16 protein-coding genes and 1 pseudogene are annotated in these 20,435 nt (G+C 65.7%); 7 read left to right on the top strand and 10 right to left on the bottom strand.

The genetic code is table 11. The annotated features are described in order from the left end of the window. Window positions 1-144: 144 nt before the first annotated feature. Window positions 145-2,727 (top strand): EAL domain-containing protein, encoded by a 2,583-nt coding sequence (locus BM190_RS07850; protein ID WP_177236960.1) that lies wholly within the window; start codon window positions 145-147, stop codon window positions 2,725-2,727. A gap of 74 nt (window positions 2,728-2,801) precedes the next feature. Here the strand turns inward: BM190_RS07850 and BM190_RS07845 are convergent, their stop codons facing one another. The 6 genes and pseudogenes from BM190_RS07845 to BM190_RS07820 form a co-directional block, all read right to left on the bottom strand. Then, entirely contained in the window at window positions 2,802-3,755 is a 954-nt protein-coding gene (locus tag BM190_RS07845) for an MBL fold metallo-hydrolase (RefSeq protein ID WP_092253375.1), read from the bottom strand. 130 nt (window positions 3,756-3,885) lie between these two features. Further along, complete coding sequence (locus BM190_RS07840; RefSeq protein WP_092253373.1) at window positions 3,886-4,839, bottom strand: MBL fold metallo-hydrolase; 954 nt, start codon at window positions 4,837-4,839, stop codon at window positions 3,886-3,888. Window positions 4,840-4,926: 87 nt separating this feature from the next. Continuing rightward, complete coding sequence (locus BM190_RS07835) at window positions 4,927-6,132, bottom strand: NAD(P)/FAD-dependent oxidoreductase (protein ID WP_092253371.1); 1,206 nt, start codon at window positions 6,130-6,132, stop codon at window positions 4,927-4,929. Window positions 6,133-6,255: 123 nt separating this feature from the next. Then, window positions 6,256-6,576 (bottom strand): hypothetical protein, encoded by a 321-nt coding sequence (locus tag BM190_RS07830; protein ID WP_092253369.1) that lies wholly within the window; start codon window positions 6,574-6,576, stop codon window positions 6,256-6,258. A gap of 97 nt (window positions 6,577-6,673) precedes the next feature. After that, a pseudogene (locus tag BM190_RS07825) lies at window positions 6,674-7,003 on the bottom strand (helix-turn-helix transcriptional regulator); the annotation flags it as partial. Window positions 7,004-7,026: 23 nt separating this feature from the next. Continuing rightward, a complete protein-coding gene (locus tag BM190_RS07820) occupies window positions 7,027-7,875 on the bottom strand; it encodes a helix-turn-helix domain-containing protein (protein WP_092253367.1) in 849 nt (282 codons plus the stop codon). 514 nt (window positions 7,876-8,389) lie between these two features. Here BM190_RS07820 and BM190_RS07815 point away from each other — a divergent pair. Continuing rightward, window positions 8,390-9,322 carry a helix-turn-helix domain-containing protein gene (locus BM190_RS07815; RefSeq protein WP_092253365.1) on the top strand — a complete coding sequence of 311 codons (933 nt, stop codon included), beginning with the start codon at window positions 8,390-8,392 and terminating at the stop codon, window positions 9,320-9,322. Between the two features lie 23 nt (window positions 9,323-9,345). Here BM190_RS07815 and BM190_RS07810 read toward each other — a convergent pair whose 3' ends face one another. Continuing rightward, window positions 9,346-10,272 (bottom strand): catalase, encoded by a 927-nt coding sequence (locus BM190_RS07810; protein ID WP_092253966.1) that lies wholly within the window; start codon window positions 10,270-10,272, stop codon window positions 9,346-9,348. A gap of 147 nt (window positions 10,273-10,419) precedes the next feature. Further along, window positions 10,420-11,031 (bottom strand): TetR/AcrR family transcriptional regulator, encoded by a 612-nt coding sequence (locus tag BM190_RS07805; protein WP_092253363.1) that lies wholly within the window; start codon window positions 11,029-11,031, stop codon window positions 10,420-10,422. A gap of 128 nt (window positions 11,032-11,159) precedes the next feature. On the opposite strand from BM190_RS07805, the gene BM190_RS07800 reads away from it, so the two are divergent. From BM190_RS07800 to BM190_RS07785, 4 genes are all read left to right on the top strand, one after another. Then, window positions 11,160-12,389: a cytochrome P450 gene (locus BM190_RS07800; RefSeq protein ID WP_092253362.1), complete on the top strand. Its 1,230-nt coding sequence runs from the start codon at window positions 11,160-11,162 to the stop codon at window positions 12,387-12,389. A gap of 142 nt (window positions 12,390-12,531) precedes the next feature. Further along, window positions 12,532-16,143: an AsmA family protein gene (locus tag BM190_RS07795; protein ID WP_092253361.1), complete on the top strand. Its 3,612-nt coding sequence runs from the start codon at window positions 12,532-12,534 to the stop codon at window positions 16,141-16,143. Between the two features lie 347 nt (window positions 16,144-16,490). Continuing rightward, window positions 16,491-17,609 (top strand): DUF2336 domain-containing protein, encoded by a 1,119-nt coding sequence (locus tag BM190_RS07790; RefSeq protein WP_177236959.1) that lies wholly within the window; start codon window positions 16,491-16,493, stop codon window positions 17,607-17,609. Window positions 17,610-17,643: 34 nt separating this feature from the next. Further along, entirely contained in the window at window positions 17,644-17,886 is a 243-nt protein-coding gene (locus BM190_RS07785; RefSeq protein WP_092253357.1) for a hypothetical protein, read from the top strand. 154 nt (window positions 17,887-18,040) lie between these two features. On the opposite strand, the gene BM190_RS07780 is transcribed toward BM190_RS07785, so the two are convergent. Together BM190_RS07780 and cax are read right to left on the bottom strand one after the other, a co-directional pair. Next, a complete protein-coding gene (locus BM190_RS07780) occupies window positions 18,041-18,538 on the bottom strand; it encodes a GNAT family N-acetyltransferase (RefSeq protein ID WP_177236958.1) in 498 nt (165 codons plus the stop codon). A 167-nt stretch (window positions 18,539-18,705) separates the two neighbouring features. Further along, complete coding sequence (gene cax, locus BM190_RS07775; RefSeq protein ID WP_092253355.1) at window positions 18,706-19,809, bottom strand: calcium/proton exchanger; 1,104 nt, start codon at window positions 19,807-19,809, stop codon at window positions 18,706-18,708. A gap of 218 nt (window positions 19,810-20,027) precedes the next feature. Between cax and BM190_RS07770 the strand changes: the two genes are divergently transcribed. Beyond that, entirely contained in the window at window positions 20,028-20,369 is a 342-nt protein-coding gene (locus BM190_RS07770) for a hypothetical protein (RefSeq protein WP_502686984.1), read from the top strand. Window positions 20,370-20,435 lie beyond the last annotated feature (66 nt).

Here is a 20,435-nt window from a genome sequence, read left to right as displayed (position 1 = left end):
AAGATACCGTCGCCGTTTTCGCGGATCGTTAAGCATGCCGCCTCTTGGCGAGGAGCGATGACGCGGCAAAAAACGACTTGGACACCATCGGAGCGTTAGCGTCGGACCGCTTGCCGTATTTTCCCGATATCGCCGGGTCAAACGATGTCCGCCTTCGATTGTCTCACTGAAATTCCGGACGTGCTGCGAGCCGCGCTCGAACGCGCCGACGATGGCGTCGTCATCGTCGATGACGCGCATCGCATCACTCATTTCAACGCCGCCGCGGAGCGCATCTGGAAGTTGGCACGCACCGACGTGCTGGGTCGCGATGCCGAAATTCTCGCCCTCAAGGGCCTTCAGGCCGATCCGGTGGCCGATCTCCGGGACGAGATCAGTCTCGTGCGCCGTGACGGCAGCCGCATCAGGGCGGCTATCGCGCTGTCTTCCGTGAAAATCGGCGGCGCCAATCATTACATCCTGTTTGCGCGTGACGTCACCATCGAAGCCGAGCGCCGCGTCAGGATCGGGCTTCTCCACGCCGTCTCCGACCAGACCAACCGGGCGGTGATCATCAGCGACACCGAGCAGAACATCGTCTATGTCAATTCCGCCTTCACGACGCTGTTCGGCTATACCAACGCGGAGGCCGAGGGCCGCCGCGCTGGCGAGCTGATCGCCGGCCGGCATACCGATCGCAAGGCCATCGCGAAGCTCATCAAGCGCCTGATGCATGGCGGTCGCCGCGGCGAAGCCGAGGTGCTGGTCTACGACAAGGACGGCGAGGAGATCTGGGTCTGCGCCCGGATCGATGCCTTCCGCGACACGAAGGGCCGGGTCAAGCACATCTTCGCGCTGCTCGAGGACATCACCGAGACCAAGCAGCTGCGCTCGCTCCAGCAACTCATCATGGGCGCGCTCGCCGACGAGGTGCCGATCGGCGAGATCGCCGACAGGCTGTGCCGTCGCGTCGAGGAGATCGCGCCCCACGTGGTCTGCTCGTTGCTTCACGTCGATGCCGCGGGCCTGATCCATCCGCTCGGCGGTCCCAGCCTGCCCGATGATTATTCCCGCGCGCTGGACGGCGTGGCCATCGGCCCCGATGTCGGCTCCTGTGGCACCGCCGCTTTCTACGGCGAACCGGTGCTGGCGACCGATCTGGAGACCGATCCGCGCTGGCAGCCCTACAAGGCCATGCCGCTCGCGATCGGCCTGCGCGCCTGCTGGTCGACGCCGGTCAAGGCCAAGGACGGCCGGGTCATCGCGACCTTCGCCTTCTACTATCGGGAGCCCCGCGCGCCGAGCAATTGGCATCGGCGCATCGTCGAGGCCTGCGTCAATCTCGGCGCCTTCGCGATCGAGCGCAAGGAAGCGCGCGCCGAGATCGCGCGGCTCGCCTATCACGACATTCTCACCGGGCTGCCGAACCGCGCGCAGCTGCGCCACCTGATCACCACGGCGATCGATGCCTGCCCGACCGGCAGCCATGTCGCACTCGCTTTTCTCGACGTCGATCATTTCAAGGACGTCAATGACACGCTCGGTCACGCCGCCGGCGACGAGCTCCTGATCCAGCTCGCCCAGCGCCTGCGCGAGCAGATCGGCCCCGAGGACATGCTGGGACGGCTCGGCGGCGACGAGTTCGTCATCCTGCTGCCGCAACGCAACGCCGAGAGCGCCGCGCGCGTCGCGGCCGACATCACGGAGGCGCTGGCTGCACCCTTGAAGCTCGGATCGAAGCTGATGCCGATGTCGGCCAGCATCGGCATCAGCCTCTATCCCGACCATGCCACCGACATCGATACACTGATGCAGCAGGCCGATGCCGCCATGTACATGGCCAAGCAGGCGGGCCGCTCGACCTATCGTATCTTCAGCGCCGAGATGAACGGGCTCACCGAGCAGCGGCTGGCGCTGATCGCGGCGCTCCGCCGTGCCATCGTCGAAGGCGCGCTGACTCTCAGCTACCAGCCGCAGATCCGCAGCTGCGACGGCGCCATCCACGGCGTCGAGGCGCTGTCGCGCTGGCGTGATGCCGTGCTCGGCGACGTCTCGCCGGCAAAGTTCATCCCGCTCGCCGAGGAGTGCGGCCTGATCGAGCAGATCGGACTGTGGTCGGTGCGCGAGGCCTGCCGGCAGATGGCGAGCTGGCGCCGCGCCGGGCTCAACATCCCTAGCGTGTCGGTCAACCTGTCGCCGATCAATTTCCGCAACGTCACGCTGGCCGCGCGGCTCAAGGACATTCTCTCCGAATACGATCTGTCGGCGGACGCCTTGATGCTGGAGATCACCGAAGGCGCTTTCATGCAGGACGGCGTCGCCGCGCTCGAGACGATGAACGCGATTCGCGAGCTCGGCGTCGGGCTCTCGTTGGACGATTTCGGTACCGGCTATTCCAGCCTCAGCCGTCTCGCGCATTTGCCGATCCGCGAATTGAAGATCGACCGCAGTTTCATGCGCGATATCGAGCGTGACGCCGGCGCGCTCGCGATCGCCACCGCCGTGGTGCGCGTCGGCCAGGGCCTCGGCATGACCGTCGTCGCCGAGGGCGTCGAGACCGAAGGCCAGCGCAAGACCCTGGCCGAGCTCGGCTGCGACGTCGTGCAAGGCTTCTTCTACGCCCCCGCACTTCCCCCCGTCGCGTTCGAGCGCTGGCTGATCGAGCACTGCGCCGAGCAGGCGAGGGCGATGCTGGGGCGGCTGGATGTTGCGCCGGCAGGCAGCGACGCCGTAAGGCGGTCGGCTTAGGGGCCGCGCCGAACACAGGGTGCGAACTCACTCATGCGGTGAGTACGCACCCCCGGCTCTAACCCGACGAGCGGTCAGTAGTCCCAGAAGGCTGGCACCCAGCGAAAGTGGTCGCCGTCGACCGCGACCCGTCCGATGGACGGGAACGGCATGTGCGTGGCGACGAGGAGTTCTTCGTTCGCCGCCAGCTCGCGCAGAAGACGGACCCGGACGCGGGCCGCCTCTTCGGGATCGTGCTCGAAGCCGTTGTGCCAGTCGGGGTGGTCGAACCCGACAGTGAACACGGCGTCGCCGGCGAATGTCAGCCGATCGCCGCCTGATGCCAGGCGGACCACGCTGTGCCCGGGGGTGTGGCCACCGGTGCGCGTGACCACCACGCCCGGTGCCACCTCGTGCTCGTCCTCGAAGGTACGCAGCTGGTTGTGGTATTCTTTCGCGAACCGCTTGGCGGTCGCCCGAAGCGCGTCCGGGAATCCCGGCGGCATCGAGACGTGGGAGAAATCGGGCGCCTCCCAGAATGCGACCTCGGCGGCTGCCACGTGGATGCGCAGGTCCGGGCGCAGCCGCTCCTTCACCTCGTCGACGAGCAGCCCGCCAATGTGGTCCATGTGCATGTGCGTCAGCACCACGTCGGTCACGGACTCAAGATCGATACCGGCGGCTTCCAGTCGCTTGCTCAACTGGCCGGCCCGCGGCAAGTGCAAGTCCGGGTCGGATCCTAGTCCGGCGTCGACGAGGATGGTCCGGTCGCCGCTACGCACCACGACCACGTTCAGCGCCCAATCGAACGCGTCCGGCGGCAGGAACATATCCTTCAGCCACGCCGCGCGGACGGCCGGGTCGGCGTTGTGGGCCAGCATCGCGCCTGGCAGCGTCAGTACGCCGTCGCTGATCACCATCACGTCGATCTCGCCGATCTTCAGCGCGTAGCGCGAAGGAACCAGCTCTTGGGACCCCGGCTCGCCGGGGCGTGTGGTGTGGTGCAGGTTCATGTTCGTCTCCTCAGTGTTACGGATCGTCTGGTTCATCTTGAAAGCTCCTTTGCTCTGTCTTGACGCAGTTCAGTAAGTGACCGCGCGTCTGCCGTGGGCAGTGCGGTCAATGCCTTGAGGTGTTCGGAGATTGAGGCGTGCTGGGGCGACCTGGTCCAACACGCGGTCAGTAGTCCCACCAGGTCGGTACCCAACGAAACAGGTCGCCTGCGGCCGCTACCCGGCCGATCGACGGGAACGGCATGTGCGTGGCGACCAGCCACGCGCCCGTCTCCGCCAGCTCGCGCATGAGCCGGATCCGGACGCGGGTCGCCTCCTCGGGATCGTGCTCGAAGCCGTTGTGCCATTCGGGGTGATCAAACGAGACCGGGAATATGGCATCGCCGGCGAACATCAGCCGGTCGCCGCCGGATGCCAGGCGGACCACGCTGTGCCCGGGGGTGTGACCGCCGGTGCGACTGACGACCACGCCCGGCGCCACTTCGTGCTGCTCTTGGAAAGTGCGCAGCTGGTCGCGGTATTCGTCCATGAATTGCCTGGATGCTCGCCGAGCCAGGTCGGCGAGCGCCGGCGGCATGGCGGTGCGGGAGAAATCCGGCGCTGCCCAGAACTTGACCTCGGCCGCAGCCACGTGAATCCGCAGGTCCGGACGCATCCGCTCTTTCACCCCGTCGACGAGCAGTCCGCCAACATGGTCGAAGTGCATGTGGGTCAGCACCACGTCGGTCACCGATCCAAGATCGATGCCGGCAGCATCGAGCCGCGAGCCGAGCTGCCCGGCTCGCGGAAATTCCGGGTACTCCACACCGAGCCCGCTGTCGATGAGGATGGTCTGGTCGCCGCTGCGCACCACGACCTCGTTCAGCGCCCAATCGAACGCGTCGCGCGACAGGAACATGTCGTCCAGCCACGCGCCTCGTGCAGCCGGGTCGGCGTTGGTGGCCATCGACTCCGCGGGCGGTGTCAACACGCCATCGCTGATCACCATCACGTCGATCTCGCCGACACGGAGCGCATAACGCGACGGAACCAGCTCGTCGGACCGCGCTTTGTCGAAATGTGTGGTGTCGTGCAGGTTCATGTTCGTCTCCTTTTGAGCGTGAGAGATCATCTGATTCATCTTTGAGACTCCTCTGTTCGCATGTGGATTGTTGAGGGGCTGCAGCGGGCCGCGCCCGCAGGAGCGCGGCCGTCATCAGGTGGGCGTCTAGAGATCAGTCACGCGTTCCGGATCGGCTGACGCGAGCGCGGCGGCGCGCTCGGCGCGTGGCGGATAGATCCAGACCGTGTTGATCTCCCGCTTCGTCTTCTTGGCGACGTCGCCGACCATCTCGACGTTGCGCTCCCAGCCGCGCGTGAACAGCGCGCCGGCCTCGCCGAGGTCGAGACAGGTGACGTAGGTTTTCTGGTGATAGGGCCTGGTCGCGAGGCCGAGCAGCTCGGCTGCGGCATTGTTGCCGGCGAAGGCGCCCATCCGCGTGGCGTGCTGGCACGACATCAGCGCGTAATTGCCCTCGTCGTCGCAGGCCGCACGCGCCGCATCGCCGGCCGCGAAGACGCCCTGAACGCCTGTCACCTGCAGGCAGCGGTCGACAAGCAACCGGCCGAAACTGTCGCGCTCGGCGGGAATCTGCGTCGTCAACGGCGCGGCGCGAATGCCCGCCGCCCAGATCACGGTCTCGGTTTCGATGTGCTCGCCGCTGGAGAGGGTGACGCCGGATTTGTCGAGCGAGGCGACCCCTGCACCGAGGCGGGCTTCCACGCCAAGCTTGCCAAGGGCTTCCTCGATGATGGGACGGGGACCCGCGCCCATGTCGGGCGCGATCGACGTGTTGCGTTCGACGATGATGACGCGGGGCCTGGCGCTCGTGCCGAGGATTTCGCGAAGCCGCGCCGGCATTTCGGTGGCCGCCTCGATGCCGGTGAAGCCGCCGCCGGCGACGACGACCGTGTCGCGCCCGTTCCTGGCGGGCCGCTTGGCGAGGCCATGCAGATGCTTGTCCAGCGTGATCGCATCCTCGAGCGAATCGACGCTGAAGCCGTGCTTGGCGAGACCCGGGATATTCGGGCGAAACAGCCGGCTGCCGGTGGTCACGACGAGGCGGTCGTAAGAGAGCGTCTTTTTCGTGCCCTTCACTGTCGCGATCTTGACCATGCTCGATTTGGTGTCGACCGTCTCGGCAATGCCTTGCACATAGCTGACGTCGATGGCCTCGAGCACGTCGAGCAGGGGTGCCGTCAGGGTCTCGGGCTTTCGTTCATAGAGCCGCGGGCGAACCACGAGCGTCGGCTCGGGGGCAACCAGCGCGATCTCGAGCTGCTCTGGCGAGACGCCCTGGATCTCGCGCAGGCGGGCGGCGGAAAGGGCGGCGTACATGCCGGCAAAGCCGGCGCCGACGATGACTAGTCGCATGAGTTTACTCCTTGATCTCTGCGTTTCGATCTCTGCGTTTCGAAAGTCCGTGCGCACGCCGTCGCTGCTCCGCTTGAGGCAGCGTCCGGTGACTCCACGAAGAGGTGAAGTGAATCGCCGGCCTTAAGGCGCGGCGCAGCGCGACAGCGGCGAACTCGATGGCCAGCCTTGGTGCAACGAACTTTGGCGTAGCCAACCTTGACGAGAGACGACCGGCTGAGTCGTCCTCGGGCCCCAGTCCTGGTAGGGAAGACCGGAGCCATCCCGGGTCATGATGGACACCAGCGGGTAGGTCGGATGCATGGCTTGCGCCGGAATCTCGACCTGCTCGCCCGTCGCCGACGTGAAGCGAACGGCCAGCGAGAGTCCGTACAATGTTGCGGTTGCAAGGCCTCGGCGTCGCGAAGCGATCACCCGCCGGCTGATGAAGTTTTTCCAGGTCATCTTCGGTCTCCGTCGATTGGTCTGGCACGGTGATGGTCTAGCGGATCGAATCTGCCGCTGCGCCAGAGCGATTGCCGCGGTTGCATCGCGATTGCTGCTAACGCTTGTGCCTGCGCCAGTCGCTCGGGCTCTCGCCGGTTTTTTGAAGGCGACTGCGAACGCCGTTTGCGAGGAATAGCCAAGCGCAGCTGCGATCGAGACGATCGAATCGTCGGAGTCGCGCAGCATATTCATGGCCTGCTCGAGCCGGTGCTGGCGCAGCCAGGCATGCGGTGAAAGTCCAGTGCTTTCCTTGAACGCGCGGCGGAAACGGAAGCGCGACAGCCCGGCATCCGACGCCAGCGCGGCGAGTGATAGGTCCGTCTCGACTTCGGACCGCGGGCGCTGGATCGCGCGGGTTCAGTGTCGTCGCTGACAGTCCGCCGATGACGGACCGGATCGGCGGGGCTCTTAGCGTGCGTGCCGCCTGCGCCAGTCGCTCGGCGTCTCGCCGGTCAGCTTCCTGAAGGCTGCTGCGAACGCCGTCTGCGACGAATAGCCCAGCGCCGCAGCGATCGAGACGACCGCTTCGTCGCTGTCGCGCAGCATCTTCATGGCCTGCTCGAGCCGGTGTTGGCGCAGCCACGAGTGCGGGGAAAGGCCGGTGCTCTCCTTGAAGGCGCGGCAGAAGTGAAAGCGCGATAGTCCGGCATCGGAAGCCAGCGCATCGAGCGAGACGTCCGCATCGCTGTCCGAGCGCAATCGTTCGATCGCACGGAGCAGGATCTTCGGCGACAGCCCGCCCATGGTCGGCTGGAGCGTGGCTGGCGAACCTGTGTGCGCAACCAGCAGGCGCGTGGCCAGAAGATCCGTCAGCTGATGCCGAAACAGCGTATCCAGGGCTTCGTTGCCTCCCAGCGTATCAGCCGCGCTCAGGAGCAGCCGAGACGTAATGGGGTCAGGATGCGCCGTCCGCTCCAGCAGCTCGTTCGTTCCCGTGATCTCGGCTTCGCGAGCAACGCGCTTTAACGTTGCATCGGGAAGATACAGTTGAACTACATCCACGGGCTTCGGAATGTCCCAGCGGGAGCTTGATCCTTCCGGAATGATGACCACGACCCCGCGACGAAACGTGCCGATCGCAACCGATTTTCCTGTCCGCCGCTCCATGCGCTGCACCATGCCGTTATGGGCCATGATCACGTGGTGGCTCATGGGCTTGACGACGTCGTGCAATCGATCATGTTTCCAATGGGCAATCCCGGCGCCGGAGGAGTCCAGTGCCATGCGAAGTGGCTCGGTCCCGAGCACGCGCGCCATTTCCGCATCGGCGCGTCGCTCGGAGCTCGAGCGATCGTGCGGCTGTGAGCCCGGCGGGGGTGGCAAGCCCTGGTGCGAGGGATTGCGCATGAGTGCAGTGCTCCCGGTCATTGCGTGGCTCCTCCTGATCAGCTCAAGCTTTCGATCAGTGTCCGTACTTGTACGGGTCGGCGCGTGTTCTATGCGCTGCGAAGGTTCCGTGTATTTCCTGAAGCGGTGATGCTTTGTCCGATCCTGCTCCAAGCCGGCGCGCGCTTTCACAAACGCACGATGGGCCGGCGATGCGCTTACCGAGGCACTGAATCGGTATTGCGCGGAGAGGTACCAAAACACGTTGAAATCGCTCGTGAAAAACGGTCCGGGCAATAAATGCGGCGGGCCGTCATACGGCTGCCGCTCCGACGCGCTGGTCTGGACCGTCGCTTGGCGATGTCGGATAATCGGGCGTGATTTGGCGATGGCGCCGCGCTCTCAAGTCTCCTCTCACACGAGATCCACGCCCGAGATTCCCGCCATGACACAGGCAGCTGCCTTCGCGCAGAAGGTCGAACGGTTTCTGCATCTGAAAGATGCGCCGCCAACGCTGGTCACGCGTTCGCTGCGCAGCGCCGAGCTCGCCGTCACCGAGACCCGGGATGACCATCCAATGCCGCGTCTTTCCGATTCGATGCCCTCGGAGGACGCTTATCTCGTTGGCCTGAAATTTCGCGATTTCGCCGATTGCGAGTGCTGGGAGCGCGGCCGCTGCGTAATCAAGAGCGATATCCAAGCCGGCGCGACATACCTGTACGACCTGAAACGCGATCCGCGCTACGTGATCGACAAGCCTTTCCATTCCCTGTTGTTCTATCTGCCCCGTTCAGTGCTGGACGACATGGCGAGGCAAGGCGGCGCGCCAAGGATTGGCGAACTCGCCTATCAGCCCGGCGTCGGCCATGACGATATGACGATCCGCCATCTCGGCGCATCGTTCCTGGCGGCATTGCGCCAGCCTGATGAGGCCAACCAGCTCTTCATCGACCACATGATGCTCGCGCTCGCCGCACATGTTGCGACGACCTACGGCGGATTGCGGTGCGCCGCCGAGCCGGCGCGCGGCGGCCTTGCTCCTTGGCAGGTCAAGCGGGCCTGCGAAAGACTGGAATCCGATCTCCGCGGAAAGCTCTCACTGGACAAGATCGCAGCCGAGTTCGATCTCTCCGTCAGTCATTTTTCGCGTGCATTTCGCGTCTCCACCGGCCTGCCGCCGCACCAATGGCTGCTGCGCCAGCGCGTGGACACGGCCAAGCAATTGATGACGGTGCGCGACCTGTCGCTGGCGGAGATTGCGATATCGGCCGGGTTCGCCAATCAAAGCCACTTCACCCGGGTATTTTCCTCGGTGGTCGGGATGAGCCCGGGAATATGGCGCCGCGAGGCGCAGGGCGTGCCGGAAAGCGAAACGTGATCCGGGCTCAAGACGCCATCCGCTCAACGGCGCCTTGCCTGAGAGATGGCATAGGCGGCGCTGCGCGCTGCAAACATCTCGTCCGGCGGATGGCCGATGCCGTCGGCAAGATTGGCCGGATTGAACGCGGACCCGTCGCACGCCTCGTTTGATTCTGTGCCCGTGATCACGATCGTTCCGAGGCGTACCGCTTCGCGCGCATCCTCATCGGGCCAACGATCGGTCACGTCCATGACGGGGTCGCCGGGCCGGTCCAGCAGCGCCATCACGCTGAACCTGACATCGCGTGCCCCGATCCGGGCTTCGAGCTCGCCGCGCAGAAGGCCGGTGGACTCGGCTGCGGCGGCGTCCTCGGGCGGCCTGCCTTCCTCGCCGACCGGCGCGACCTTGAATTTGATGAACCGTGTCTCGCCATTTGCATTCGTCGCGGGAAAGGCGTGCACGCCCCAATAGGTCGTGCACGCAAGGCTTGCGGGCGGCGGATGCACGGCAAGGTAGCTTGCCTGATGCAGCGTTTCGGGATTGGCGGCGGAGAATGCCTCGACCTGCGCCATGTCCTGCTTGCCGTCCGGTCCCGGCATGCGCGCCTGGAGGAACGCCAGCATCTGGTCGAGCGTTCTGGCGAAATGAACCGGGGCGCTCTGGGTGAAGATCTCGGAGCGCTGCCCCTCGCTGCCCAGCCGGAAGCTGAAGCCACGCAGCGAGCACCTGTCAGTGTTCATCGCGTTCGGGGGGCAGCCGTCCGCCGAGAACCGCGCCAGCACCCGGGACGGCTTGGTGAAGCTGCGGGATCTGGTGATCTCCTCGGCCTGATGCGACGGGGTGTAGGTGCCGCGAACGCATTGGCTCCAGGCAAAGCTCGCCCGTGCCTTTGGCGGAAGCCCGGCAACCGCCTTCAGGGCATCGACAACAGACGTCGGCGGGGCAGCGCCGCTGGGGAACTTAGGCAGGACGAAACCCTGGGTTCGAACGATGGCGCTCGTTTGTGACGCAGGGCGGATCGAGCTTCTTTCCCAAAGCGGGCGCGCCTTGTCCGATCCTGCGACAAATCTCGCGGCTCGCTTGCTCGGGGCCACCGCGCGCTATGAAGACGCCCCCTAGTCCGACGCCAGCCCCGTCCTCCGCCGCAAATCCGTGATCGCCCGCAGAAAGCTGTCCGCAGGCGTCGTCTCGGGATCGATCAGCCGGTGCAGGCGAAAGCCGTCTTCGAGCGCCAGCACGACGGAGGCCATCCAGGGCGGATTCAGATTGTCGTTGCGTCCGTTGCTCTTCAACGTCGCCTCGACGATGTCGGCCACCAGCTTGCGCCGCGCGCGCAGGCGCTTGGCAAGCTCGGGACGGCGCTTCTCGGCGCGGGCGACGAACAGGATCATCTCCATGTGCAGCAGCGGCGAGCGGGCGAGGGGATCCTGCCGCGAGCGGTCCATCGCCTTCAGCGCAGCGATGAAGTCGTCGAGATTGTCGTGCTGGGCGAGGATGTCGAGGTTGCGCCGGATCGACTGCTCGACATGGTCCTCGAGCATGGCGATGATCAGCTCGTCCTTGCTCTTGAAGTTGGAATAGAACGCGCCGCGGGTGAAGCCTGCCGCCGCCGCGATCGCCTCGATGCTGGCGCCGCCGATGCCGTCCTGCTCGAACACGCGCGCGGCCGCTTCGAACAATTTGTCGCGCGTATCGTCCCTGGTCGGCCTGGTTCTCACCCTTGACATCGGACGAGGTTAGGGCAGAATGCAACTCGATACAACAATGTATCGAGTTGATAATTCAGGGATGGTTACGCCGGGCAGTGGGGCTGCGATCGGCGTATTCGTGTCATCGGCAACCGATTGAGGTCACCATGAACGAGCACGTGCAAGGCGCAGGCGGACCGCTGTTCAACCCGCTGTCGCCGGACTTCATCCGCGATCCCTATCCGCACTATGAACGGCTGCGCACGAACGATCCGATCCACGTGACGCCGTTCGGCCAGTTCGTCACCAGTCGCCACGCCGACGTCAGCCTCGTGATGCGCGACAAGCGCTTCGGCAAGGATTTCGTCGAGCGCTCCAAGCGCCGATATAGCGCCGCCATCATGGACGAGCCGGTGTTCCGCAGCATGAGCCACTGGATGCTGCAGGCCGATCCGCCCGACCACACCCGTCTGCGCGGCCTCGTCGTGAAGGCTTTCACCGCCCGCCGCGTCGAGGACATGCGGCCGCGCATCCAGGAGATCGTCGACCAGGCCATCGATGCCGTGATCGACCGCGGCCACATGGACCTGATCGAGGATTTCGCCTTCCGCCTGCCCGTGACCATCATCTGCGAGATGCTCGGCATCCCCGAGGACCATCGCGAGGTCTTCTACAAGAGCTCGCGTGACGGCGGGCGGCTGCTCGACCCCGTTCCGCTCACTGCCGAGGAGATCAGGAAGGGCAACGAGGGCAACCTGATGGCGCAGATGTATTTCCAGCAGCTGTTCGAGCTGCGCCGCAAGAACCCCGGGGACGATCTCACCACCCAGCTGGTGCAGGCCGAGGAGGACGGCAACAAGCTCACCAATGAGGAGCTGACCGCCAACATCATCCTCTTGTTCGGCGCCGGCCACGAGACCACCGTCAATCTCATCGGCAACGGCCTGCTCGCGCTCCACCGCAATCCGGACCAGCTTGCGCTGCTCAAGGCGCGCCCCGAGCTGATGGCAGGCGCGATCGAGGAATTCTTGCGCTACGATTCCTCGGTGCAGATGACCGGACGCGTCGCGCTGGAGGAGATCGAGGATCTCGGCGGCAAGAGGATCCCCAAGGGCGAGACCGTGCTGTGCCTGCTCGGCTCGGCCAACCGCGATCCCGCGGTCTATCCCGATCGGCCCGACCAACTCGATGTCACCCGCCAGAATGTGAAACCGCTGTCGTTCGGTGGCGGTATCCATTTCTGCCTCGGTGCCCAGCTGGCGCGCATCGAGGCCGAGATCGCCATTGCCACGCTGCTGCGGCGGCTGCCCGATTTGCGCATCGACAACGTCGAAAACCCGGAATGGCGGCCGACCTTCGTGCTGCGCGGCCTGAAGCGGCTGCCGGCGAGCTGGTGAGGCGCGCCGGCATTAACCTCCGCGCGCAACAGTCGCTGTGACTTCGCCACACTTCCCCCTATATAAGGGGCTGTTCCGGCACGCCTGAAGTCCACTAAGGCCAGGGTTTGGTCCGGATGCCGGTTTGGCCGAGGGGAGACCCGTGCAGACGACGCTGCTCGGATTGGCGATTGCCTTCATTATTGCGCTGCTGGCCGCGCTGATCGGGCCTTACTACGTCGACTGGAACCAGTTCAGGCCCCAGTTCGAGGCGGAGGCTGGCAAGATCATCGGCGTACCGGTGCGGGTCGCGGGCGAGCTCGACGCGCGGCTGTTGCCGGCGCCGACGCTGCGGCTGCGCCAGGTCACCTTCGGCGGCAACAACGATCTCGGCCGCCTGCGCGCCGACAAGCTCGATGTCGAGTTCAGCCTGGGCTCATTGATGCGCGGCGAATGGCGCGCCACCGAGCTTTCGGTGGGCGGCATGGCGGTCGATCTCGGCCTCGATGCCCGGGGGCGGGTCGATTTGCCCTCCACCGCGAGCGGCACCTTCAATCTGGCCTCGCTCGCCATCGAGCGGGTGAATCTCACCGGCCGCATTGCGCTCCACGATGCCGCCAGCCGTTCGACGCTGGAGCTGAACGACATCGGCTTCTCCGGCGACGTCCGCTCACTCGCGGGCTCGGTGCGCGGCGACGGCAGGTTCACCGCCGCCGGGGTGCGCTATCCGTTCCGCGTCTCCTCCGGCCCGAGCGCCGACGGCAGCGCCACCCGTCTCCATCTCAACATCGATCCTGGCGAGCGTGCCATCCTCGCCGATCTCGAGGGCGTGCTCGCCTTCGACAACCGCCTGCCGAAATTCGACGGTGCGCTGACGCTGGCCGTGCCGGCGGTCAAGAAGGCGGGTGAGGCGGGTCCAACGCCGTGGAAGCTCACGACCAAGCTTAGGGCGGATCCAGCCGGCGCGAAGTTCGAGCAGATCGACGCGAGCTTCGGCGCTGAAGACAATGCGCTGAAGCTCGGCGGCGTCGGCGACCTCAAATTCGGCGCCTCGCCGCTGCTGCGCGCGGTGCTGTCGGCGCGCCAGGTCGATGCCGACAGGCTCGCGGGCAAGGATGATGCCGAGCCGCTTCGCATCCTGCCGGCGCTGCGCGCGGGGCTGGCTGCCATTCCGCAGGCGCCGATCCCGGCGCAGATCGAGTTCAATTCCGACCAGATCATGCTCGGTGGCCGCCCGCTGCAGAACATCGCGGCCGAGCTTCAGACCGATGGAAGGTCCTGGACCTTCCAGCGGCTCGAGCTGCGCGCGCCCGGCATGACGCAGCTCTCGCTCAACGGCGCAGCTCCCGGCGCCGACAGTTTCAGCGGTCGTCTCAGTGTCGAATCCTCCGATCCTGACGCGCTGGTGGCCTGGTTGCAGGGCCGCAGCGAGATCAACCGCCGCAGCACGCGGCCGCTGCGCCTTGCCGGCGACGTAACCATCGCCGCCAACCATCTCGCCATCGACAGGCTGAAGGCCGACATCGAAGGCGGCGCCGTCACGGGCCGCATCGCCTTCGTGCAAACAGGCGCGAGCAAGGGCTCGCGGATCGACGCCGAGCTCAAGGCCGATCGGCTCGATCTCGACGCCGCCGCGAGCTTTGTGCGCGCGCTTGCGGGGCCGCAGGGCGAATGGCCGGAAGAGGCAAAGCTCTCGCTCGATATCGGCAGCGCGATCTCCGCTGGCCAGGAGTTGCGGCCATTCGGGGCAAAGCTCGGTTACGGCCCGGCATCGCTGTCGCTGGAGCAGCTGCGCTTCGGCCAGGCCGGCGGCGTGACCACGGAGGCGAGCGGCAGCTTCGACCGCACCAAGGCCACCGGCAAGCTCGCGCTGAAATCCTCGGCCAATTCGCTGCGCGAGCTCACCGCGTTGATCGAGCCGTTTGCGCCTGCGGTCCGCGCCCGTTTCGATGCCATCCCCTCATTACCAGGCGCGACCCGTCTCAAGCTCGATCTCAGCCTCGACAGGAATGCCGAGCATGCCGATCGCAGCAATGCCCGCGCCGTGCTCGACCTCGACGCGCCGCAGCTCAAGGCCACCGCGACGCTGTCCGCGCAGAAGCCGGTGGCGGCGGTCAACGGCATCGATATCGACAAATTGCGCAACAGCGACTTCACGCTGGACTCGAAGATATCGACGCCGCAGGCCGGCGCGCTGCTGGCGCTGCTCGGGCTCGATCGCGTGGTGGCCGCAGGCGAGGGCGCGTCGCAATTCGAAGGCAAGCTGACCGGTGCATGGCGGCGGCCTTTGCAATTGAACGCAAAGCTCAGCGGCGGCGGGCTCGACGCCGATGCGCAGGGCAGCGTCGAATTGTCGGAGCCGAAAGCCAGCGTGAACCTGCGCGTGCGCAACGCCAATCTGGCGCCGCTGTTCGGGACCAGCCCGGCCGGCAAATCGATGCAGGCCGTCAGCCTGTCCTCCCGCCTCACGCTCTCCGGCAACCGCCTGACCTTCGACGATCTCGACGGCAATGCAGCGGGCTCGCATTTGCGCGGTCATCTGGCGGTGACGCTCGATCAGGAAAGGAGCGTCGACGGCGAAGTCGGCCTCGATACGCTCGATCTGGCGCCCGCGCTGGCGATGGCCATCGGCGCCGCCGGGCATGAGTCCGGCGAGCCGCTGAGCGCGGGGTTGTTGGGCGGCTGGCGCGGCCGCATCGCTTTCCAGGCGTTGCGCGGGATGTTGCCCGGCGGCATCGAGCTGCGCCCGTTCGGCGGCACGCTGCGAAGCGACGGCCAGTCGCTCGCACTCGATGCATTAAAGGGCGGCCTCAGTGGCGGCGAGATGTCGGCGAGCTTCGACGCACGCAACGGCGCGAATGGTCTTGCGCTGAACGCGCGCATCGATCTCAGCAATGTCGATGCGGCGACGCTGCGCTACCGCGATCTCGCGCTGCCGAAGGGGCGCGCCTCGGTGCAGATGGCGCTGACCAGCCAGGGCCGCAGCGTCGCGGCACTCACCGGTGCGCTCGCCGGCAACGGCACGGTGACGCTGGACTCCGCGGAAATCGGCGGCCTCAATCCGCGCGCCTTCGAGATCGCGATTCGCGCCAGCGATGGCGGCCAGGTCGCCGACGACAACCGCCTGCGCCAGCTGGTCGAGCCCGCGCTTGCCGCCGCACCGATCGCGGTGGCCTCGGCGCAGATCCCGTTCACGATCCGCGACGGACGCTTGCGCGTCGGCGCCACGCCGCTGGAAGCGAAGAACGCCCGCGCCATCGTCTCCGGCGGCTACGACATTCCCGCCGACCAGGCCGACATCCGCGCCAGCCTGACGCCGATCATGACCGGCCTCTCCGGCGCCCCGCCGGAGATCCAGCTGTTCGCGGCCGGCCCTCCCGACAAGCTCAATCGCACCATCGACCTTGCGCCGCTGTCGTCCTGGCTTGCGGTGCGCACGATCGACCGCGAGACGCGCCGGCTCGACGCCATCGAGCGCGGCGAGCCGCCGCCGGCGACCGCGGCGCTGCCGACGCTGGTGTCTCCGGATGCAGCGCCCGAGCAGGCGCCGGTTAACGTGCCGCTGCCGGGCCAGGATCCGCGCCGCGCGCCGTCAAAGCCGAAAGCCGCGCCGTTGCCAAAGGCCCCGCAGGCAGCTCCCGCCGCGCCAAGCCCGCCACTCGCCCAACAGCTTGCGCCGCTGCCGCCGGCCATCGACGTGAAGCCCGCCCCGGGTCCGCCGCCCGCCAAGCCCAAGCCAAAGCCGCCGCTGGTGCTGACGCCGCAGAATCCGTAAGGGTGCCCTTGTTTAGAGAGATGAATCCGCGGGCTCGGTGCGACCTCTCCCGCTTGCGGGGGAGGTCGGCACGAAGCGCCGGGTGGGGGCTCTCTCCACATTGGGAGTCTCTCCGTTGAGACAACCTCTCCCCAACCCTCTCCCGCAAGCGGGAGAGGGAGTGCACCTTCCGCGCCCGTAAACCCATTCCCTCGCATTTGAATGAATTTTGCCCGGCAAAACTGATTTGCCGATTTTACCGAATTCTCGCGTTTGATCTCTAGCGTCAGTTCCCAGGGAATCCGGTGTCCCGCCACGAGCGGCGGGGCGGCGCGCCAAAAGAACTGCCAAGAATTGGGGTTATCGAGATGAACGGGGCGAAAACGCTTCTACAGGATCTGGACGACGCGATCGCGCGCGGCACTGACGAGAGTCGAGCAAAGGCGTTGTGGCATGCGACCGACATTCTGATCACCGGCCGCTACAGCGACGACGAGATCAGCATGTTCGGCGAGGTCATCGGGCGGCTCGCCGACGAGATCGAGGTCGCTGCGCGGGCGCAGCTCTCGGAGCTGATGTCGGCGTGCGATCACGCTCCGCTCAACGTCATCGAAAAGCTGGCGCTCGACGACGAGATCGAGGTCGCCGGTCCCGTGCTGCGCGACTCCACTCGTCTCGACGAGAAGATGCTGGTCGAGAGCGCCATGACCAAGGGCCAGTCGCATCTGCTCGCAATCGCCCAGCGCAAATCGATCGGCGAGGCCGTCACCGACGTGCTGGTCAAGCGCGGCGATCAGGAGGTCGTGACGTCGGTGGCCAGGAACGAGGGCGCGCGCTTCTCCGGTTCGGGCCTGTTGCACATGGTCCGGCGCGCCGAAGGCGATTCGATCCTCGCCGAGCAGCTTGGCCTGCGCAAGGACGTGCCGCGCCACATCTTCCAGCAGCTGATCTCGAAGGCGTCGGAAGACGTCCGCCGCCGCCTCGAGACCGAGCGGCCCGAAATGATGGCGCAGATCCAGAGCTCGGTGACCGAGGTCACCGGCGATCTCCAGTCCAAGTTCGGCCCGTCCTCGCGCAGCTATTTCGTCGCCAAGCGCGTGGTGACGACGCAGCATCGCCAGGGCAACCTCAACCAGGATTCGATCTCGAACTATGCGCGCCAGCATCGCTTCGACGAGGTGCAGATCGGCCTGTCGCTGCTGTCGGCGCTGCCGGTCGACGTGATCGAGCGCGCGATGATGGACCGCAACCGCGAGATGATTCTGGTGCTGTGCAAGGCGCTCGACTTCTCCTGGGATACGACCATGTCGCTGCTGTTCCTCGGCGCCAAGGATCATCTGATCACGGCGCGCGAGCTGCACGAAAACGAGCGCGATTTCGGCCGGCTCAAGATCGAGACCTCGCGCAGCGTCTTGAAGTTCTACCAGTCGCGCAAGACCGCGGATTCCATCGCCGGCGGCCGTCAGCCCGAGCTTCAGGTCCACTGAGCATCGTCCCGGAATTCGAAGGGGAGTATTTGCAATGTTGCCTCAATTCGGCACCGCGGTTCGCAAGAAGAACCTCAACAGCGCCGTCACCGCCGATCTCGGCGGCGGAGCACCCGACAAGGCGTCGGTGGACGCGGCCTGGCTCGTGCTGGAAGCCGCCAACGACCTCGGCGACCACGCCGCGATCGACGCTTGCCGCCGCGTCATCGACGCCGAGCTGACCGGCACGGTGGCCGGAAGCTCCGACATCGATCTCGTGCTGGGGTATTTCAGGTAGGATCCGCGAGGCCGCGCGGCGACGTCATCATGCATAAACAACAAGCTAAAGCGCGATGACGCTCCATCCTGATCGCATCGCGCCTTAAGGGGCTGGGCGGCTCAACCTCTTGCGCGGTGGTTACGTCGTCACCGCGCAGGAGGACCCGCGGCTTTCATCGACGGATTCGGTAGATCACCACGTCCTCGCCGTGACGGATCGTGCTCCGCTCGACCAGGTAATTCGATTTCTCCAGCACACGGCGCGATGCGCCGTTTGCGACATAGACAATGCCGATGAGAGACGGCAGCTCGAGCTGTGACAGCCCGATCCGAGTGAGCGCAGTCGCGATCTCGCTGGCAAATCCGCGGCCCCAGACGCCGCGCACGAACGCATAGGCGATCTCGATCTCGTCGACGTCATTCACCAGGATGTGCCGGATGCCCGCCCGTCCGGCAAAGGCGCCGTCTTTCGTGCGCAGGGTCCACAGGCCGAAGCCGTATTGATCCCAATGCGCCATGTTGGCGACGAGATATTTCTCCGTTGCCTCCGCCGAGCGCACGCCGCCGAGATAACGCGACGCTTCGGGATCCAGATGGAGCGCGACGAGGTCGGCGAGGTGACTTTCGTTCAGCCGCTCGGCGTTCAGGTTGTCGGTACTGAAGCGATTCATGGAAGCAGAGTGTCGCCCGGAGCTGGTCGCGATCTGGATGTTATCGAGGCCGATGATGCCATCGTGCCGCTGTTTTGCCCGACAGGTCAACCGGCGCGCGGCGCTTTAGGTCGTTGTTCAAGCATGATCTTTCCGGAAAACCGCTGCGCACTTTTCCGGATCATGCTTTAGACCGGGCCGTGCGAGCCGGGCGGGACCATGTAGAGCGTCATCGCGAAGATCGCGTAGATGCAGAGCAGGAGCGCGCCGACGAACCAGGCGGAGCGTCCGCCATTGGTGACGAAGCTCGTCACCACGGCGGCGATCATGACCATGGTCACCGCGCCCGGCCAGAATTGAAGATCCATGGGCTGCGGCCCGACAACGTAGCTCAGCAGCACGAGAACGGGTGCGACGAACAAGGCGATCTGGCTGGCGCTTCCGAGCGCGATGCTCACGCTCATGTCGAGCCGGTTGCGGCGTGCCGCGGAAAACGCCACGGCCATCTCGGCCGCGGCCCCGACCAGGGCAACGACGATGAACCCGACGAATGCCGGCGTCATGCCGAGCGTTTCGGCGGCCTTCTGCACCGACGCGACGAAGATTTCGCTCACGAGCGCAACCAGCACGGTGACGATCCCCAGTGTCGGAACGGCGATTGCAAGCGGCAGTATCGGGCCGCCAGCCTCGCCATGGTCGCTGCTTGCAAACAGCTCCTTGTGCGTTTTCAGCGAGAACAGCAGGCTGAGACCATAGGCCGCGATCAGCAGGACCGCCAAGGCGGTGCTCAAGCGCTGCACCGTCGCCTCGTGTCCGGGAAAGTCGAGATCGGCCACGGCCGAGGGTGACAACAGCGCAATCGTGGCCATCAGCAGCAGCGCGGAATGGAGCCTGCCACCTGCCCGGTTGTATTCCTGCACGCGATGCCTCAATCCGCCCAGAAACAGCGATGCGCCCAGCATGAACAGCGAGTTGGTCACGATCGCACCCGCGATCGAGGCTTTGACCAGCATGTATTGACCGGCCTGCAACGCTGTGACCGCGATGATGAGCTCCGTGAGATTGCCAAGCGTGGCGTTCAACAGCCCACCGACCGCATCGCCTGTCTTCTCGGCCACGGCCTCCGTCGCGTGGCTGAGCAGGCTCGCGAGCGGCACGATGGCGATCACGGCCAGCACGAACAGCAGCGTATGCGCGTCCGGCATGACGTGCTCGAGCACGATCACGACAGGCACGACGATCAGCAGCCACAGCAGCGGGCTGTGCCGGATTTCCCTGAGGAGCGCATTCATGGTCCGTCCTTCGCGGTCAGACCTCGACGCTGCCGCCGGAGAGGGGCCCGGTGTTGATCTAGCTCAACGGCTTGCGCGCCCTCGAACCGGCGCCTCAATAGCAGGGCGGCTGATATCCGCACGCCCGGCGATAGCCATAGGCGCCAAAGGCGGCGGCTCCCGCCGCTGCTGCGCTGCATCTGGCCTTCCTCGCTGGCGAATTCGACAAGCCATTCGAGTTGATCTGCATCAAGCGCTGCGATCACGGCCAAACCACAACAGCAACCGGGCTGGTTGGCGGGGCGTTGGTGCGAGCGATGATTCCGACTTGGTACGTCACCTTTGAAGTTCGAAAACGGGGGCTACTTTTGAGACAGCGGAGTCCGCGTGAGACGAAGACTTTCGCGACCGAGCATGAAGCCAAGCTGTTCGCGCGTGCCAGGCTCGACGAGGGGCTTGCGGTCTTTGCAGGCACGATCAACCCCCATCTTCCCAGGCGGCTCATCCCATCCTCCGGCATCCACGCCTGGCTTGCCGACGAACAAGACAGCACTTCGCGCTCCGAGATGGATGGCGAGTAAGCACGTTATCGTGCACAGACGTGGCGCTTGAGTGTTGCCATTTTGGTGCGAGCCAAAGCTTCCCTC

Origin of the sequence: Bradyrhizobium sp. Rc3b (assembly GCF_900114915.1) — a bacterium.
Lineage (GTDB): Bacteria > Pseudomonadota > Alphaproteobacteria > Rhizobiales > Xanthobacteraceae > Bradyrhizobium.
The sequence above is the reverse complement of the archived record's forward strand: the minus strand, read 5'-3'. Positions and strand labels throughout refer to the sequence as shown.

What these genes read in the sequence shown, in the direction of transcription:
- BM190_RS07850 (WP_177236960.1), top strand. Translation starts at nt 145, where the DNA reads ATGTCCGCCTTCGATTGTCTCACTGAAATTCCGGACGTGCTGCGAGCC.
- BM190_RS07845 (WP_092253375.1), bottom strand. Translation starts at nt 3,755, where the DNA reads ATGAACCAGACGATCCGTAACACTGAGGAGACGAACATGAACCTGCAC.
- BM190_RS07840 (WP_092253373.1), bottom strand. Translation starts at nt 4,839, where the DNA reads ATGAATCAGATGATCTCTCACGCTCAAAAGGAGACGAACATGAACCTG.
- BM190_RS07835 (WP_092253371.1), bottom strand. Translation starts at nt 6,132, where the DNA reads ATGCGACTAGTCATCGTCGGCGCCGGCTTTGCCGGCATGTACGCCGCC.
- BM190_RS07830 (WP_092253369.1), bottom strand. Translation starts at nt 6,576, where the DNA reads ATGACCTGGAAAAACTTCATCAGCCGGCGGGTGATCGCTTCGCGACGC.
- BM190_RS07820 (WP_092253367.1), bottom strand. Translation starts at nt 7,875, where the DNA reads ATGGCGCGCGTGCTCGGGACCGAGCCACTTCGCATGGCACTGGACTCC.
- BM190_RS07815 (WP_092253365.1), top strand. Translation starts at nt 8,390, where the DNA reads ATGACACAGGCAGCTGCCTTCGCGCAGAAGGTCGAACGGTTTCTGCAT.
- BM190_RS07805 (WP_092253363.1), bottom strand. Translation starts at nt 11,031, where the DNA reads ATGTCAAGGGTGAGAACCAGGCCGACCAGGGACGATACGCGCGACAAA.
- BM190_RS07800 (WP_092253362.1), top strand. Translation starts at nt 11,160, where the DNA reads ATGAACGAGCACGTGCAAGGCGCAGGCGGACCGCTGTTCAACCCGCTG.
- BM190_RS07790 (WP_177236959.1), top strand. Translation starts at nt 16,491, where the DNA reads ATGAACGGGGCGAAAACGCTTCTACAGGATCTGGACGACGCGATCGCG.
- BM190_RS07785 (WP_092253357.1), top strand. Translation starts at nt 17,644, where the DNA reads ATGTTGCCTCAATTCGGCACCGCGGTTCGCAAGAAGAACCTCAACAGC.
- BM190_RS07780 (WP_177236958.1), bottom strand. Translation starts at nt 18,538, where the DNA reads ATGAATCGCTTCAGTACCGACAACCTGAACGCCGAGCGGCTGAACGAA.
- cax (WP_092253355.1), bottom strand. Translation starts at nt 19,809, where the DNA reads ATGAATGCGCTCCTCAGGGAAATCCGGCACAGCCCGCTGCTGTGGCTG.